The organism is Microcoleus sp. AT9b-C3 (genome assembly GCF_036705485.1).
Taxonomy (GTDB): domain Bacteria; phylum Cyanobacteriota; class Cyanobacteriia; order Cyanobacteriales; family Microcoleaceae; genus Microcoleus.
Genome location: NZ_JAUBUR010000004.1, coordinates 75,678 through 92,159 on the forward strand (window position 1 = coordinate 75,678; position 16,482 = coordinate 92,159).

Annotated in this window: 14 protein-coding genes; 2 read left to right on the forward strand and 12 right to left on the reverse strand. The window is 44.7% G+C overall.

Features of this window, described 5'->3' with window-relative positions; all coding sequences use genetic code 11:
* Positions 1-77: 77 nt before the first annotated feature.
* Together QUB77_RS05390 and QUB77_RS05395 are read left to right on the forward strand one after the other, a co-directional pair.
* Positions 78-506, forward strand: coding sequence for an NUDIX hydrolase (locus tag QUB77_RS05390; RefSeq protein WP_333170683.1), 429 nt, complete (start codon positions 78-80; stop codon positions 504-506).
* 111 nt (positions 507-617) lie between these two features.
* Positions 618-1,529 (forward strand): NAD(P)H-dependent glycerol-3-phosphate dehydrogenase, encoded by a 912-nt coding sequence (locus tag QUB77_RS05395; RefSeq protein WP_333170680.1) that lies wholly within the window; start codon positions 618-620, stop codon positions 1,527-1,529.
* A 283-nt stretch (positions 1,530-1,812) separates the two neighbouring features.
* Here QUB77_RS05395 and QUB77_RS05400 read toward each other — a convergent pair whose 3' ends face one another.
* The 12 genes from QUB77_RS05400 to QUB77_RS05455 all read right to left on the reverse strand — a co-directional run bounded on the left by QUB77_RS05400 (position 1,813) and on the right by QUB77_RS05455 (position 16,001).
* Positions 1,813-2,118, reverse strand: a complete 306-nt coding sequence (locus QUB77_RS05400) for a small RNA NsiR4-regulated ssr1528 family protein (RefSeq protein WP_333170677.1) — start codon at positions 2,116-2,118, stop codon at positions 1,813-1,815.
* Positions 2,119-2,357: 239 nt separating this feature from the next.
* A complete protein-coding gene (locus QUB77_RS05405; RefSeq protein ID WP_333170675.1) occupies positions 2,358-5,570 on the reverse strand; it encodes a helicase-related protein in 3,213 nt (1,070 codons plus the stop codon).
* Between the two features lie 19 nt (positions 5,571-5,589).
* Positions 5,590-5,772 carry a hypothetical protein gene (locus QUB77_RS05410; RefSeq protein ID WP_333170672.1) on the reverse strand — a complete coding sequence of 61 codons (183 nt, stop codon included), beginning with the start codon at positions 5,770-5,772 and terminating at the stop codon, positions 5,590-5,592.
* Positions 5,762-6,343: a zeta toxin family protein gene (locus tag QUB77_RS05415; protein WP_333170670.1), complete on the reverse strand. Its 582-nt coding sequence runs from the start codon at positions 6,341-6,343 to the stop codon at positions 5,762-5,764. The genes QUB77_RS05410 and QUB77_RS05415 overlap by 11 nt, the downstream gene beginning before the upstream one ends.
* A gap of 146 nt (positions 6,344-6,489) precedes the next feature.
* On the reverse strand, positions 6,490-9,330 hold the full coding sequence (locus QUB77_RS05420) for a DUF1156 domain-containing protein (protein ID WP_333170668.1): 2,841 nt from the start codon (positions 9,328-9,330) through the stop codon (positions 6,490-6,492).
* 1 nt (position 9,331) lies between these two features.
* Positions 9,332-9,832, reverse strand: coding sequence for a PIN domain-containing protein (locus tag QUB77_RS05425; RefSeq protein WP_333170665.1), 501 nt, complete (start codon positions 9,830-9,832; stop codon positions 9,332-9,334).
* Positions 9,829-10,110: a hypothetical protein gene (locus QUB77_RS05430; protein ID WP_333170663.1), complete on the reverse strand. Its 282-nt coding sequence runs from the start codon at positions 10,108-10,110 to the stop codon at positions 9,829-9,831. The genes QUB77_RS05425 and QUB77_RS05430 overlap by 4 nt, the downstream gene beginning before the upstream one ends.
* A gap of 147 nt (positions 10,111-10,257) precedes the next feature.
* The gene (locus QUB77_RS05435) at positions 10,258-10,641 is read right to left on the reverse strand and encodes a hypothetical protein (protein WP_333170661.1); all 384 of its coding nucleotides are present in this window, start codon (positions 10,639-10,641) and stop codon (positions 10,258-10,260) included.
* Positions 10,642-10,645: 4 nt separating this feature from the next.
* Positions 10,646-11,074, reverse strand: a complete 429-nt coding sequence (locus QUB77_RS05440) for a DUF7680 family protein (protein WP_333170659.1) — start codon at positions 11,072-11,074, stop codon at positions 10,646-10,648.
* A 111-nt stretch (positions 11,075-11,185) separates the two neighbouring features.
* Positions 11,186-11,611: a four helix bundle protein gene (locus tag QUB77_RS05445; RefSeq protein WP_333170657.1), complete on the reverse strand. Its 426-nt coding sequence runs from the start codon at positions 11,609-11,611 to the stop codon at positions 11,186-11,188.
* Between the two features lie 77 nt (positions 11,612-11,688).
* Entirely contained in the window at positions 11,689-14,916 is a 3,228-nt protein-coding gene (locus QUB77_RS05450) for a DUF499 domain-containing protein (RefSeq protein ID WP_333170654.1), read from the reverse strand.
* A 119-nt stretch (positions 14,917-15,035) separates the two neighbouring features.
* Positions 15,036-16,001, reverse strand: coding sequence for a threo-3-hydroxy-L-aspartate ammonia-lyase (locus tag QUB77_RS05455; RefSeq protein ID WP_333170653.1), 966 nt, complete (start codon positions 15,999-16,001; stop codon positions 15,036-15,038).
* Positions 16,002-16,482 lie beyond the last annotated feature (481 nt).

Here is a 16,482-nt window from a genome sequence, read left to right on the forward strand (position 1 = left end):
AGGAACTCCGAACCAGTTGAAATTAAGCCGTTTATCTGTGTCAAAATTCTTGTCGTGCCTTCCTTCTTCCTTTGCAAATGACATACAAAAATCCCGCTCCTACAGTTGATATTATCATCGAATTGGTCGATCGCCCCCATCGCCCGATCGTACTCATCGAACGCCGCAATATTCCCTACGGCTGGGCAATTCCCGGCGGCTTTGTCGATTACGGGGAATCGGTAGAAACGGCGGCAAAACGCGAAGCTTTAGAAGAAACTAGCTTGAATGTAGAATTAATTGAGCAATTTTACGTTTATTCCGACCCAAATCGCGACGCCCGCGAACACACTATCAGTATTGTATTCTTGGCTTCTGCAACGGGCGAACCTCAAGCCGCCGACGATGCTAAAAGTTTACAGATTTTTGAATCTTGGCAGATTCCCGATCAATTATGTTTCGATCACGAGATCATTTTGCGCGATTATTGGCGTTACCGTCATTATGGATTGCGTCCGCGTTTGTAGAGTCAGGATTTTTTAACCGCAGATGCACGCGGATTAACGCAGATTGATTGCTATGATTTATCGGTGATTTATCTATGTTAATCTGCGGTTAAACTTATTAAACTATATTCTATGGCAAACTTGACAATATTAGGCGGAGGTGCTTGGGGTTCGGCACTGGCAAATCTGGGAGGCAAAAAAGGATCTCGAGTTAATTTGTGGTCACGCAGCAGTTCTGTTAATCTAGAATCAGTTATAACAGGTGCGGATGTGGTTGTTTCCGCAGTTTCGATGAAAGGAGTTGGCGCAACAGTCGATCGACTTTTGGCTTTAGAGTTAAGTCCCGATACAATTATAGTTACTGTCACCAAAGGTTTAGACCCCGCGAGCACGCGCACTCCGTCTCAAATTTGGCAAAATGCTTTTCCTAACAATTCAATTGTGGTACTTTCGGGCCCGAATCTTTCCGAGGAAATTCAGCAGGGATTGCCGGCTGCAACGGTAGCGGCGAGTTCGGATTTAGCGGCGGCCAAACAAGTGCAAAATATTTACAGTTCTGATATTTTTCGGGTTTATGTGAATGAAGACCCGCTGGGGACTGAGTTAGGTGGAACTTTGAAAAATGTATTTGCGATCGCCGCTGGTGTTTGCGACGGTTTACAATTAGGAACTAATGCTAAATCTGCTTTGCTGACTCGCGCTTTGCCGGAAATGATTCGGGTGGGAGTGCGTTTGGGATCTCGCGCAGAAACTTTTTACGGTTTGTCTGGTTTAGGAGATTTGCTCGCTACTTGCAACAGTCCTTTATCGCGCAATTATCGGGTTGGTTTCGGATTGGCTAAAGGCAAATCTTTGGAGCAAATTTTGCATGAATTGCAGAGCACTGCTGAGGGTGTTAATACTACTAATGTGTTGATTGATTTGGCTAATCAACGCGGCATTGAAGTTCCTGTTTCTCGTCAAGTTTATCGCTTATTAAATAGTGAAATTACTCCTGAACAAGCTGTTTTATCGCTGATGGAACGAGCTTTGAAACCGGAGTAAGTAAGTTTTTTAGCATTAAAACTTAACTCTTTGGGCGGGCAAGATGCCCACCCCACAACAAGTTTTCAGAAACACCATCCACAATAAATTAATATCAAATCCGTTAGCATCGGAATAGTAAATTCGAGTTCACTGTTGACGGTTGACTGTTCACGGCGTTCAATGTTCACAACGTCAACCGTCAACATCATGTATGAGTGTAACCGGAAATGATATCACTCTTTGTGGAACAGGCCGGACAGCCTGTTGCTGACAATGATGCAAGATGTGAGATTAATGCTATTTACTTAGCGCCGTAATAAAAGGCAATTTCTTTCTCTTTCAGCGGTGCAAAGTTGGCCGCAACCAGCATTTTATCAAGTTCCTCTTGTCCGATGTGTTTGACACCGATTCGGACAATGCGCGATCGCATTGTATTTGACACGCCACTGCGCTGTCTGCCGGCTTCTAATCCCATCACTTGCTTGTAGAGGTCTAATTTTGCTTGCGGAATCGGAGTACCGTCAAAGTCGATTCCAGAGGCGATGGCAACATCGATCGCATCTGCACCAGTTGTAGATTGAGCCGCTGAGTTTGTTTCTGAAGACATTGTACAAATTAAATAAAAAGGACGATCGTCATTAAAAGTAGTTTAGTCCTAAAAGTGCCCTAGTTGAGCACCAAACTCTAGCACTGCTGAAAGTATAGCAGGAGTCAGGAGTCAGGAGTCAGGAGTCAGGAGTGAGGATAAGGATGCTTAACCATTAAGGGTGGAAGAAATCATTAATGTCTTAACGGCCGAGAAGGTTGCTATAGCGTAAACTCGTGAAACAGGCTAAACATATTCGATTAAGAACAGTTTGCCGCAAGGTCGATCGCACTTAGCATTTCTTCAAACAAGGGATTGCCAAAACTCATCAATTGCAGTGAAGCATTTTCCTCAAAGATATCCGGGTAAAATGTGATATAATAATCGCGACTTTTATAGTTAAGCTGCCAAGTGCGATTTTCAGAGCGATCGAATATCACGCCAATCTGCTTTAAAATCAAAGAATTGACAAACAAATTTTCGATTGTTTCAGGAAACAGAGAAGTCGGCTGCAGAGGTTGACGGATTTCTTGCAAGTCTGATTCTACATCCATCGCTACCATTTCATCGAGGGCAGGGCCCGGAGGCGGCGCGTCTAAAGTGCGATCGAACTCTCCCAACAAAACGCCCTCTTCTTCGGGATCTGCACTCATCACAGCCTGTTCGATGAAAGTGGGAACTCTCGCCAGAATCGGCTGCAAATTGCCGACAACGGTTTGAAAAGCATCGATGCGATCGCGCAATTTCTTGTAAACCTTCGCCTCTACTGTTCCGTCATAGTAAAAATTGTGTATTCTGACGGTATCATAAATCTGCCCGATGCGATCGAGTCTGCCGATTCGCTGTTCCACGCGCATGGGATTCCAAGGCATATCGTAGTTAATTAAAACACCGCAAGTTTGCAAATTTAGCCCTTCCGATGCGGATTCGGTACAAAGTAAAATTTTGATTGTTCCTTCTCGGAATTGGGTTTTGATTTGTTCTTTCGGAAAAGTTCGCCATTGGCCATTTTGATACAATTCTCCGCCGCGCCCGGAATAGCAAGCAATCTGAGCACCATATAATTGTTGTAAAGCAGTTCTGAGATAGTCCATTGTGTCGGTGTACTGCGTGAAGACGATCGCACTTTCGCGCTGGATTAGTTCTTGACGCAAAATTGTGATAAAATGCGAAAGCTTGCTATCTTCGCCTGTATTCTCGAACTGATAAAGTAAATCTTCTAAATATTTAATCTCTTCAGGATCGGCGGGTTCAAAATAAGATTCCATCCCTTCCAAAATCACATCATCGGCATCATCTAAATCCTGAAAGTCATCTTCAGTAATGCTAATTCCTTCGAGGCGACGCTGTAAGGATTCGCGAATGGCGTAAAAGGAACTTGTCAGGCGTTTGCGGTAAAGAGTCATCAAAAATCCTAACGCTTTGCGGTTGTCTTTTTGCGCTAGATTGTAAAAGTGCCGCACGTAATTGCTGACGGCGAGATAAAGCGGCACTTCGCGGTTATTTTCTAAAGTAATGGCATTGTCTCTGACGGCGCGGTGGGGAATATCCCGATCCAATAATCCCCGCTGATAGTATTGGCGCAAGGTGTCGCGGGTGTGGCGAAACATCAAATCTTTGAGGGGAGTATTCACTGTCAAATATTGGCGGGAAGCGGCGATAAAATCCGTGTCTTCAGCAACTTGTTTTGGGTTGACTCGCTGGTTTTTTTCCCAGACATCGCGCAACTTATAATATAGCAATCGATCACCCTTTTGTAAATATTCCTGCAATCGCAAACAGGGCGAACCTCCTTGCTGGAAGTAATCGACAGACATCAGTTGCCAAAAATTCAAGGTTTGCCGATCGGGCTTTTCCGACAATGTGCTAAAATAATTGCAGAAATTCTCGCCATAAGACCAATGTCCGCGCAGCCCGAGAAGGTGCAATAAATCGAAAACTTCGATCGCGTCAATCTGCATCGGCGTGGCGGATAATAATAACAGCGATCCGCTTTTTTCTCGCAACTGCTGCATTAACTGAAGCAACCGATTCGGAGTTTCCTTGCGGTTTTGCGGGCTTTGGCGGCGGGCGTGATGCGCTTCATCCAGAATCACCAAATCCCACGGTTGCGCGTCTAGGAGTTCTTTGGTACGATCGCTCCGACGGACTAAATGAGATGATGCTAAAATCAGATTCTGGGAATTCCAAATATTTTCTTCACCTGACTGACTTTTCTCGCCATAAGAATTTTTTAATTCACCTTTGCTGTAACTCCAAAAGTGCAAATTAAATTTTTCGCGCAACTCTTCGTGCCATTGCGGCTGAATGCTAGCGGGTGCTAAAATTAACACACGTTTGACTTTTTTACTGACAAGCAAGTAACGCAGAATCAACCCAGTTTCGATAGTTTTTCCCAATCCAACCTCATCCGCAATTAAGAAACTTTTCGGGAAATTTGCCGCCACTCTACGCAATATCTTAATCTGATGTGGCCAAGGTGCGATCGGAATAGATTTCAAACAATAATCGAGACAACTTGGCGAAGCGTACAAGTTGAGAAGCGGTTCAAATTTAGCATAATCTTGAGATAATTCAAAATCCCCAACTCCTCCTCCTAAATCCCGACTCCTAACTTCTGACTCCTGACTCCTGACTCCTTCCCTCCCGACTCCTGAATTCTGACTTTTTCCCTCCTGACTCCTGACTCCTGACTCCTTCCCTCCTGACTCCTGACTCCTTCCCTCCTGACTCCTGAATTCTGACTCCCGACTCCACACAGGTTTACTGCTAGGCGCATAGCTAAGCAGCTTATTTTTCACCGCTTCCGGCACTTCAAAAACGCGCACATTCGGCGATAAATTGTTCCACAACTGTTCAAACCGAAAAATCTCTTCAGAAACTCGTTCTGCATCTCGGCCCCCTTCCCAAGCACAATAAACGTGGAAAGATTCAACATTGCTTTCCCAACCGCTGAGAGATTCGTTATTGGAACCGCTAAAAGCTAATTGTGCGCCCTTGCTGTCGGTGAAAATGCCGACTTTTTCATGAAAAATATGCTGCCGATCGAGTAAACTTTCAGTATCGACTGGTAAGCCGTTAGATTTGAGGGGAACGGCAATTTTAATATCGAGATAACTGTTTTGAATCAGCCAACTGAGAATTTCAAAATGTTTGAGTTGGGCGAAGGTTTTGGGCGGCTGTAAATCGGTATCGAGGCGGATGGTAACTGCATCTCGGAGGGCGTAACCTTGTTGGATGGCTTGCAAGTCTTGCGGGCTGAATTGACAGCCCATGATTAACCGCATCCGCCCTTGATTGTGCAGCATCGCGCCCAATCCCTGCGCGACTTTACTGAGGATGGCGCTGTTGAAAAAGCCGGATTTGCGATCGTACTGCAGAGCACATTCTAGCGCGGGAATGTAGAAATCGGCGATCGGGTTATTTTCGTTGCTAGAATAGCTAATCCGCCAGGGATAATCTGTTAAATTCATTGTCCTGAATCTGGGTAACTTATTCTGGTATTTGTTGTGGCGGAATCTCATCAGCAGAAAGAGTCACCACTTTTCCATCTTGCCAAATACTAATAGATTGTCCGAGTTTGCGGTGTTTCTCGATCGCCTGTGCGATCGCCATTTTAACACCAGCATCAATTTTTTGATGCAGCGGTGAGAGGGCGGGTGGTTCAGGATTCATCGATACCTCCAGTAATTTGGTTCCAGATTTCCGATCGATAAACAATTGGATCTGCTGCGGCACTATTATAACTAGCCACCACTTCAGAGATTGAAGTTGAATTATCGTAAACTATACAAGTATCACTTAAAGGTAAGTACAATTCTAATAAATTTTTGCGTCCTCTTTCATAGCGGCGGCGAATCACATCTTCAGGAATATTATGCCCCCCACTTTCTACCCGCCGCCGCACCCGATAAACAGCTAATTCCGGGCTTTGCAACCAAAAATAAATTAAATTAATAGTATAACCTTTTAATTTACACTTCCGCAAAAAACGGACATAATTGCGAGAGGCGAGAGTTGTCTCAAAAGCAAAATCAGCAGCGGCATTTGATAGCGCGTCTAACCGTTGCAGCATCAATCGCCCCGCTTGCATCGCCACAGATTCGGGATTGAAAGGTGAAAGCCCAACAGCTATTTCATCAGCATTGACATACTCAAACACATTGAGAAAATGCGGCAACAACTGCATCGCCGTAGTTGTCTTTCCCGAACCGTTACAACCTCCGATCACATAAACATCCGGCATAATTGTTATTAGTAATTTGTTATTGGTTATTTGTTATGTGCCACAGTCCTCGATCCCCCTAAATCCCCCTTAAGAAGGGGGACTTTGAATTAAACTCTTGTCCCCCCCTTCTTAAGGGGGGTTAGGGGGGATCTCTTCTCATCCTTTCAACCACCTACATTCAAATCTAAACTCAACTGCCCCTCAAACTGAATCTCCATCTGTTGATAAACAACCTTCGCCTTAATCTCATCCATCGCCAACCACAAATCTAACAAAGCCTTCTCCTCCGGGATGCGTTTCTTCTCATCCCCAATCCGGGGAATAACTTTCAGCGCCACCTCTATCGCCCGCATGAAATTATCGTTATCAGTCAAAGCCGTTTTTTTCATAAACTCGCGCACGATTTGAATATCTCCATCTTCTTGATACAAACCGATAATCGCGTGCAATCCATCCACTAAATAGGTAATCGAAAAATCTTGCGGATTGACCGAAAAAGCTGATTTTTTCAGCCGCTGTTTCGGTGTCAAAAATTTGCAAGTGCCGCTAACCGAGTCAATCAGTTTGTATTTTTTTGCTAAATCAACGACATCGAAACCGCCGACGGCGAGGGCGAGTTGTCGCGCTTCATCGAAGGGGAACTCGACAGCGCCGAAGGCATCCCACGCGAGGAAATACCATTGAGTCAGGGGGTCAAATCCGGCGGTATCGGTTTGTACAAGTTTGCGGAATCGGTAGTTTGCTATGGCTTTTCTGGCTTCAGCAAATGCAACTTCCGGGCGCACTTCTTCGCCGCTGCTGTCGAGGATGGGATAGGAACGGCTGAACACATTTAAAGCGGGGCCAAAGGCACTCAGGTAGAGGTTAATGCCGGGGTCTTTTTTTTGTCCGCTTGAAGTAGTCACTTGCAAGGCTTCCTCTAATTCTGGGGCTTTCATAAAAACCTGGTTGCGAACTTCAATTTGTAAGTCATCCCACCAAGCTTGGGCGGCGTTAGGATCACGTTTGCGACAGACGAGTAAGACGGTACTGGAAACCGAGTTTTTCTGCGCTTGGTGCAAGTTTTGCGGGTTTTCGGTACTGACGGCCCAGGATGCGGTAATCTCGAAACCGGCATCGATGAGGGATTTTGTGAGCACGTCCCACGCCCCGGATTCTTTGTGGTTGAATTGGACTGTCATCACGCCGTCTTCGCGCAAAACTCGGTAATATTCGCTAAAAGCTAGGGCCATTTTTGCTTCGTAATCTTGTTTGGCGAGTTCGTCGGGGGATGTGCGCATGTTGCGGAAGCGCGACGGATTGGCTACTGCTTCTCTATCTTTGTCGGTGAGTTCTGAGTAGAATAAATCGGGGAATATATCGCCTAATGTGCGCTTCATCCAGACGTAGAAAAAGTCTGAAAGTTCGGCATACTGAATTGTGGCATAGTAGGGCGGATCGGTGATAATTGCATCGACAGATTGGTCGGGAATGTGATAGAGGCTATCGGCTGATGCGGAATGGATTTGAATGGTTTTGGGGTCGTATTGTTCGATGCCGGGTAAACCAGTTGAGTGGGGTTTTGTGCCGAATAAAGCGCAAAGCTTTATATATTGCTTGCTAGCAGTTTCATTACACCATATCCACAAATATGGATCGCCACTTGTTTCACCATAATTCCATAATAAATTTAGTGCGTGTTGAGCTGATGCTCTACGAAGAACTCCGACGCTTGAATCCCAACCTGAAAGACGACTATTGATATCAACACATCTATCTAATACTAAAGCTAGATAAGTAATAATCGCCTCTACTTTCTCCGGTTCGTACTCAGCCTGTAGCAGCACCTTAGCTTCGTTGATAATTTCTACATAAGTGACAAGCGTTAGCAACTGACGCGGGTTAAATAACTGTAGCCATTGATTTATTCCATACCTGATTAATTCATTCGTTTTTTCACCTAGAGCAACATCAACATCAGGCAAAACTCCACTCGCCTGCAAATCAGCCAAATTTTTATTTATGTATAATTCAGATTTAGCAATGCCATCTAAGTCTAAATCTATGGGTAGTCTTAACTCTAAATTACCTTTTCCTTGTTTATAAGCAACCGCATAAAGTTGATGTCCAAGTTTTCCTGATTGAGCTTGAGACTTAATTACATCATCCTCAATCACATTCCCACAATTAGGACATTTGCCAACACCTCGGCTAATCGTGTTATGAACACTCGGATCGAACTCCCCCGCATCGGTTTTAATCGTCGTATCCTTGCCTTTCTTCCCCTTCACCAACTCAAAATCAACCCGCTTCTGTTCCAAGTTAGGAATCGGTTTCACCGCACACCATTTATGTAAATTCTGCTTTTCCGGGCGCTTATACAACCACCAATTCGGACTCAACGGAACAACCGACTGACAACTCGGACAAACCACCGTATGCGCCCACAAATAATTCTGCACAGTTTCCCCCGGTAAAGAAGGGAAAAATTCAGTTAATCTTTTCTCAGCTTCATCCCCCACCCATTTCACCCATTTATCAATATCCTCCTGCAAATCCGGGCCAAATTTCAGCGGATATTCCATCGCCGCCTTCATCGTCACCACCGCCACCGGATTGAGATCCGACGCCAACACATTCAACCCGTACCGCGCCGCCTCAAACGGAATGCTTCCCCCACCCGCAAACGCATCTAAAATCGTCGGCGTGCGATTCCCCCACACCTTCTCGCAATAGTTGTGAACCTTTTTAATTCGCACGGAAGACGGGGGAGTTTTGTAGAGTTTAATTTCCTTCCCCGGTTCCAATCCCAGCAAATATTCAAACTCTTCTAAAGAGATATCAGCGGGTAAAATCGACCCCAACACCGAAGCGCGAGAAAACGATAAAGGTTTGCGCGAATACCAGCGATGCAATCCTTTAAATGGATTGCCGCCGTGCTCGTAATAAACCTGCTGGTTTAGCAGATTTACAGGCATGATTTTCTCGATGAATAGTTTGGGGCGTTTTTTGATACAGTCACTCATTTTACTTCCATCCAGAGGGGCGAATATTATTGAAATTAATAGTGTCAATTCCTAGTGTTTGAAGGTAATTAGCTAACTTAAAATCATCAGTAAGTACGAGATATTTATTCTTAGCAAGATTGATTATACTACAATCCGTTAAACCAAATTTAGTAAAACTGTCTGTCCTAACAACCTCCGTACTTTCCAGATAGGATTCATTTAATCTGGCCACTCCTTCAGCAAATACAGACAAACATTGAGAACGTTCGGGTTCTCCAAGCTGATTCGCTAAACTGTTAACTTCTGTCAGGATGTTTGGAGTTGTAACTATTTTGTTAAAATAAGACAAAATTTGCACCAAAGAATCGTAATCTTCGGGGACAAATTTTTCGGTGCGATTGAATTTTGAAATTCGCTCCCGGTTAACCGTACCAACAAACCATAGCAAAAGGATATTTGTATCAATTAAAATTCCTTTCTGTTTGTATTTCTGAAATAAAGAACGAACAATATCTTTCATGCTTCGCGAATTTTCATAGACTGCACTTCCCCAGTTGTGGCATCTATTTTAAATACTTTATACTCTCGTTCATAATTGCGAGTTGCGATCAAATCAGCAAGGGGATTGCTTGTTTTATCCACTGGTCGGATAAATCCCAATGTAATAAACCAGTGTTTTTTATCCTCTGAAAGTTCGGCTTCTTCTAGCCTCAAATCTTCGGTACCAAAACCTATCAGATCTTGCAAAGAACTAAAATGTTCGCGAGCCGCAACTACTGCACTTCTTACATCAACCATAATCAATTCCCCTCTTCAAAAAATTTACTTGTTATCCAACTGTGCCTGGTACAGCAGATCCAGAATCAGAGACTTTAGGCATTTTCAGGCTCTGCCTTGGAAGCAGTTAAAAGCAGAGGGCGTGGTATTATCCCAAAAATTATTAGCTCAACCTTCAAATACCTCTGCTTTTTCAATGATAAACCATTCGTGGTACAATACTGCTAAGAAAAACTCTTCTCCTTTTGGGCGATCGCACACAGCCATATATCCCGATACAAACATATCATCATCAAAAGTTGTATCCTTAAGAAACAGAGTCAGCGAGTTACCATCCGCACTCCAAATCGTCCGCAAAATCGTGATATTTTGGTGACGAGATGCTTCAACGGGCAATAACACCCACCGCCCCTCAATTTCCATAAATTCCGGTTCGCCGTATCTAAACTCCGACTCCCATGTCTCCGGCCCTTCATGCTTCTCAATAATTCGATCCCACCGCACTGTTTTAATCTTGGCTAAAGTTTCGTTTGACAAATCAGCTACTTTCATAATTTCAATCTCCCAATAAAATCCGCAAAGCTTTCAAAGCATTTGAACGATTGCCATTGGCAATTTGTCCAAACCAATAATGTGCCTCTTCATTACTCATCGCCATAATCCCTTCGGCAATATTCGCAATTCGTTCAGTTTTCGATAGCGGTTGCAGCGATTGAAATAAAATTGCCAAACTCACCCCCGATTCTTCTGATAATATATAAGGCGTTTGTCGCTGCTGAGATAAAGTTTTCGGATCGTAATTATTCGCTTTGAGAGTTGCATAAATTTTTTGTCTCGCCAAAACCAGCGCATTGCCTTTGAGTCGCCCCAATTTTTTAGCCGCTGGACGCTTTTTTTCACCCGCTTTTTTGTAAGCGCATTGATAGAGTTCCAAAGCGAAATTATTATTTTCTAAAGGCAAAACTCGTAATTGAAATTCTTGCATAAGAAAGGAGTCAGGAGTCAGGAGTCAGGAGAAGGGAGAAGAAAGTTAGGAGAAAGGAGGCAGGAGTCAGGAGTCACGAGAAGGGATGAGTAAAAATTCTGACTCCTGAATTCAAAATTCGGACTCCTGACTATTGAATCCTGAAGTCTCTTTTCTTAATCCTGAATTATTATCTCTACGACTTCGGATTTTACTATAGTAGGAGTCTAACAATCTACTAACTTCTTCGATGTCGAAGATTAAAGACTGAGAATTCCGATAATTCAGGTCTTCCGATAGGATTAAATAATATCGACATTCCTCTAAAGATCCTTGGGCGATATTTAAAAATCGCATTTTATCAGCCAGACCTTGTTTTTTAAATCCTTCAGCTATATTAGCAGCAATAGATACTGCTGCGCGTCTAAATTGAGAAGTTAACCCATACAGTTCGCTAGTTGGAAATTTACTGGTAAACTTATAAACCCCTAAAACAAATTTATGAGATTTTTGCCACACAATTAAATCTTGAAAATTTTTAGCTGGTTCGAGTTTCATCCTAAATTCTCCTTTCTAACTCCTAACTCCTGAATTTTATTTTCTAACTCCTGACTCCTGACTCCTGACTCCTTTCCTCAATATATCACCCTTGCCATTAAATTTAAACGTTCTACAGGATTGCGTTCTAGCGTTTGTTTTATACTGCTAATATCCGAGGCATTTGCTGACAAAGCTGGCTTGAATTCTAAGGTGATTTTCAAACTAACATTGGCTTGCGCGTCGGGACTGTTCAACAAACTGTTGATAGTGGAGAAAAAGCTCTGAAATCCCCGCAACGCCCCTTCATATTCCAACCTCACAACTTGGTCGCCTGTTTTAATGGTTGCGGTTTGGTCGATGTGGGGTTGCCAGCGCTGCAATATGGAAATTGCTGTTCCCAATTTGCGATAATCCATTACCCGATCCACAGACAATTCTAGCACTTCGATGCCTTGCACTTTGTAGTCGCTAATGCGATCGCCCAATTCCGCAAATACCTTATTAATCGTGCCGTCACTTTCGATAATCTGCGGTTTCGCCTCCCACAAAGTCCCCTGTAGCCCTTCCACAACATAAGGAGAATTGCCACCATCTCGAACGCTAGAAACTTGAGAATTTAGATTTACATTGGTTGCTTTTTCTGCTGTCTCCCCGTTGCCATAATCGGCCACCACACGAAAAATAGTGTTATTAACAATGGTGATTTCACACTCATCGGAAGGGCGGAAATTTCCCGGCACTAAAATATTATCTTGATACAAACTAACCGTCAGTGCTCCTTTGGCTTTCCACCTGACACGCACGGGTTTTGCCGCTTCTGCACTCGGCATCAATTGGGCGCTGAGTTCCACTTCTTTGGGCGCTGGAGGTTCGAGAATGCCGCGTCTGTAGAGGGAGGCGCGATCGCTAAATTCGATCGTCTCCGGCAGCGCCAACACGCTATCATCAGTTTTGATAAACAGTCTCTCCCCGACTTTCATATCCCAATTCCCCATTTTCAACCCTTCGCGAATCGTCTCCCGCAGCATCGAAACTTCCGCATCGAGGAGAATATTCAAACTCAAATCCTTAGCAAAAGCATCGCGCAGCGCCTTCGTCGTCCAACTATCCAACCCCGCCGGCCAAACTTTTTGCAAGATAAAAGCCGGGGCGAAAGGTTTAGCTTCTTCGGCGCGAATCTTGCCGCAATCTTTGAGGGCTTTGAGAATCACATCTTGCTGGTTATTTTTGCCTTTCACCATACTCGCATCCTGCGCGGAAAGAGTGTAGTGCATCAATCCTTTCGGTGCTTTTACTTGGTCATTTGACGGATAAAATAAATGGCGGTAAGCATTAGTCAAAGATACTCTCACCTCCATATCTTTCCTGCCTTCCCGTTCCTTCAATTCCTTTTGCTGGCTTCCAGATAAATCTTCCATCCGGTTCTGACTCTTGAGAATATTTTGAATTGCTTTGTATTCTCTGGTATTGTCGATCGCCCTTTCTAATTCTCGCCGATTTGCCACCAAAAATAACAAGCGATTTCGGTAGGTGCGAAACTTCCCTGATTCGCCGCTATTGTTGAAAATTCTCTCGATTAATTCCGGCGCTGCGTCGGTAGAAGCATTCACCGTGGCATCGTCAAAGTCGATCGCGCACAGCGCCACATTATCAGGGTTGTCGTCTACATTGCCGGGACTGTCGATATTAGAAACTAAGGTAAAGAATTTCTTGGCAAAAATGCTATCCCGACGAATTCTCAAATCTTCTTTCGCCGCCAATATAGCGACTTGTTCTTTCTCTTCGGTAATGATTTTATTAATCGAAGGTTCTTCTTTAAACCGGGCTAAAGATGTGATCGGATCGGAGTCTAAATACCAGGCTACCTCCGTCAATGTTTTTAAAACGCGATCGACAAAACCGCTATCAACCCCTGGAGTCAGCAGCGATAAATTCAACTCAGCCAGCCGAATACCCGAAGAATTTCCCTGAGTCAGAGAATGCAAAAATATTGTTCTGCTTACCCAAGTAGAAAACGGCGGTTTTCCCGCTGCTATCCATTCCCCATCTTGCAATTGTGCGTAAGCCGGCCTACCATCGGGATTGTAGATATCAGCGCCGATCGCATTCCGCAAGGGCGATCGCTGCAACCGAGAAGTCAGATCGTTAGTAATTTCGCCATCCATCCCTATGGGAATGTGATGCGTGTGAATCATCGGCATCCAACCGTCGCGATTTTCCCACAAATGCCGCACGACTTGCGCGAACAATCGCAAAGCGCCCCGCGTCTTCTGGAATTCGGGAATAGAAGCAATTTTTTTAGTAAGAAGATTGAACAATTCCGGGTGAAACGGATAACTTTGGGCGATCGCTTCTGAGTATGACGCATCTTTGCACCCATCGGGCAAATTAACGCGGCAATTGCGATAAGCCGCCAAATATTCCGATGCCGCTTTTTGCGCCGCTTCCTCGCTAACTCTGTCAAACACGCGCTGTTTGACGATGTTGTAAATTTCGATATCTGTAGAAGGACTCAACACCCTTTCTTGTCTTGCGGAAGCGCGCATCGTTTCTTGCAATTCTGCCGTTTCTTCCGCAAAAGTATCTGCTGTCGAGGCGAGGGAATAAACCAATACTAAATTATCGCAGGCTGCCGCCAAATCCATCAGGGAAAATAGAAAAGCTACCACTTGTTTGGCTAAATCGCTTCTGCCAATTTGTTTCGCTTTTGCCGATCGCAAATACCGGGCAATTTCATCTAAAATAATCACAGTCGGCTGTCCCCCCGTCAACCGTTCTAACACCGAAGTACCGGGGCTGACACCGCTTGTATCGCTGCCTTGCAGTAACTGATAGCCTGAAATCCCGCCAATTTGGTAAGCAATTTCGCCCCAAATAGTGTAGGTTGTCAAGCCGCTGTCCGAGTGATAAACTCCTTGTTCTGGGTCTAAATCTCGACCGTCGATCGCTGCAACTTGGATCGGGCGATCGGGAATAACGCTAATATCTGTAAAGCGTTCCAACCCGTGAATTTCTCGCCCTTGCTTGCAGATATGCCAGAGTGCAATTTCATCGTGAGTTTTGCCGCCCCCAAAACTCGTTTCCAAACGAACCACCCCAGCCCCGGCGCTTTGCTTCATCAAGCGGCTGAAAACTTCCCGGATTAGGGTTTTAATGCCATCAGTTGCGAAGGTATTGGCAAAGAATTTATTGGCATCTTGATAAACTTGAGGTGCAGTTCCTTCGACTACCAGCCGCAATTTTGCTGCAAATAAATCTAGAGACAAGTCCCCCGATAAAATCTCATCTCTGGGCACGCAGGTATCAAAGATTAATGGCAGCATCTCAAAGCTCCTTAACTAATAATATCAATTCCGCACTTCATCAGAATTATTCATCTCTCTCTTGTCTCCCTCTGTGTTCTATGCGTTCTCTGCAGTTAAATCATTCCGATATCCAATAACTAATGACTAAAATCGACATTTCCCCCGCTGACAATTACGCCAACTCTCGCATTTTCAGCTTTCACAACACCTGAAAGCAAAGCTGCTGCCCCCAGCACTCCAGTCGGCTCGACAACTATCTTCATCCGTTCCCACATAAAAAACATTGTACTGCGAATTGCCTCTTCGGAAACTGTTGCCATATCATCAACATAATGCAGCACCAAAGGAAAGGTTAATTTCCCCAAAGATGGCGTGCGCGCACCGTCAGCAATCGTATCCGGGTTAGTAACAGTTTGTAGCGTTTTCGTGCGGAACGATCGCGCCGCATCGTCTGCTTGCTCCGGTTCTACCCCGATTACTTTACACTGCGGAGACAAAGTTTTTGCGGCGATCGCGCATCCCGACAGCAAACCCCCGCCACCGCAACAAACCAGCAGCAAATCCAACTCCCCAACTTCTGCGATTAATTCCAGCGCCGCCGTACCTTGTCCCGCAATCACCCACGCATGATCGTAAGGAGGAATAATTGTCAAGTGCCGTTGGGCGCCAATTTTAGCGGCTAACTCTTCGCGGGAAACTTGAGTGCGATCGTACAAAATAATCTCTGCGCCGTAGCCGCGAGTCGCCTCTTGCTTGACTTTGGGCGCATCTGCAGGCATGACAACAGTAGCAGGAATTCCCAGCAACCGTGCCGCAAGGGCGATCGCCTGCGCGTGATTTCCCGAAGAAAAAGTCAGCACTCCCCGCTGTTTTTCGGCTTCAGATAGCTGCATCAAAGCATTGCAAGCACCCCGAAATTTAAACGAACCCGTGCGCTGAAAGTTCTCGCACTTGAAAAATACCTGAGAATTTGTGCGTTTGTTGAAAGTTTCCGAAGTCAGCACCGGCGTTTTGAAAGCTGTGCCCTGCAAGCGATTTGCCGCCCCCTCCACATCGGCGAAACTGACTGACAAGGGATTTTCAGTAGAGAAGTCGGCACTCATAGATTTTAGATTTGGGCGATCGAGAACTTTATTTGTAGGATGGGCATAGCCCGCTTCACTCCTACCATTAAACTATAAATTTTTATCATAAGCTGTTGCGCTTAATTGTTAAAAAACCTGTTGACTAAAATCAAAGTTATGACAATTTACTATCAAAAAGTAAAGGGGAGTTGGTACTTGCACAGGAGAGGGATTAATGAATACAAATTTAACCACCTTCCAATTAATTGTAAGGAAACGGCACGGCGCAGTGTCCTGATTTTGGGTAATATCAAATCCGTTGGCATTGGAATTATTCATCTATTCATCATCTCTCTCTTCCCTATCTCTGTATCCTCTGTGTCCTCTGCGGTTAAATGATTCCCACCGGAATCGATGTAACGGGTAAACTCAACCGGATTGCATGGTGGAATTACCCTCGCGAGTGCGATCGACTTCAACCATCGACAACAACGCCAAAGAGGACACCGCAAAGCCATTT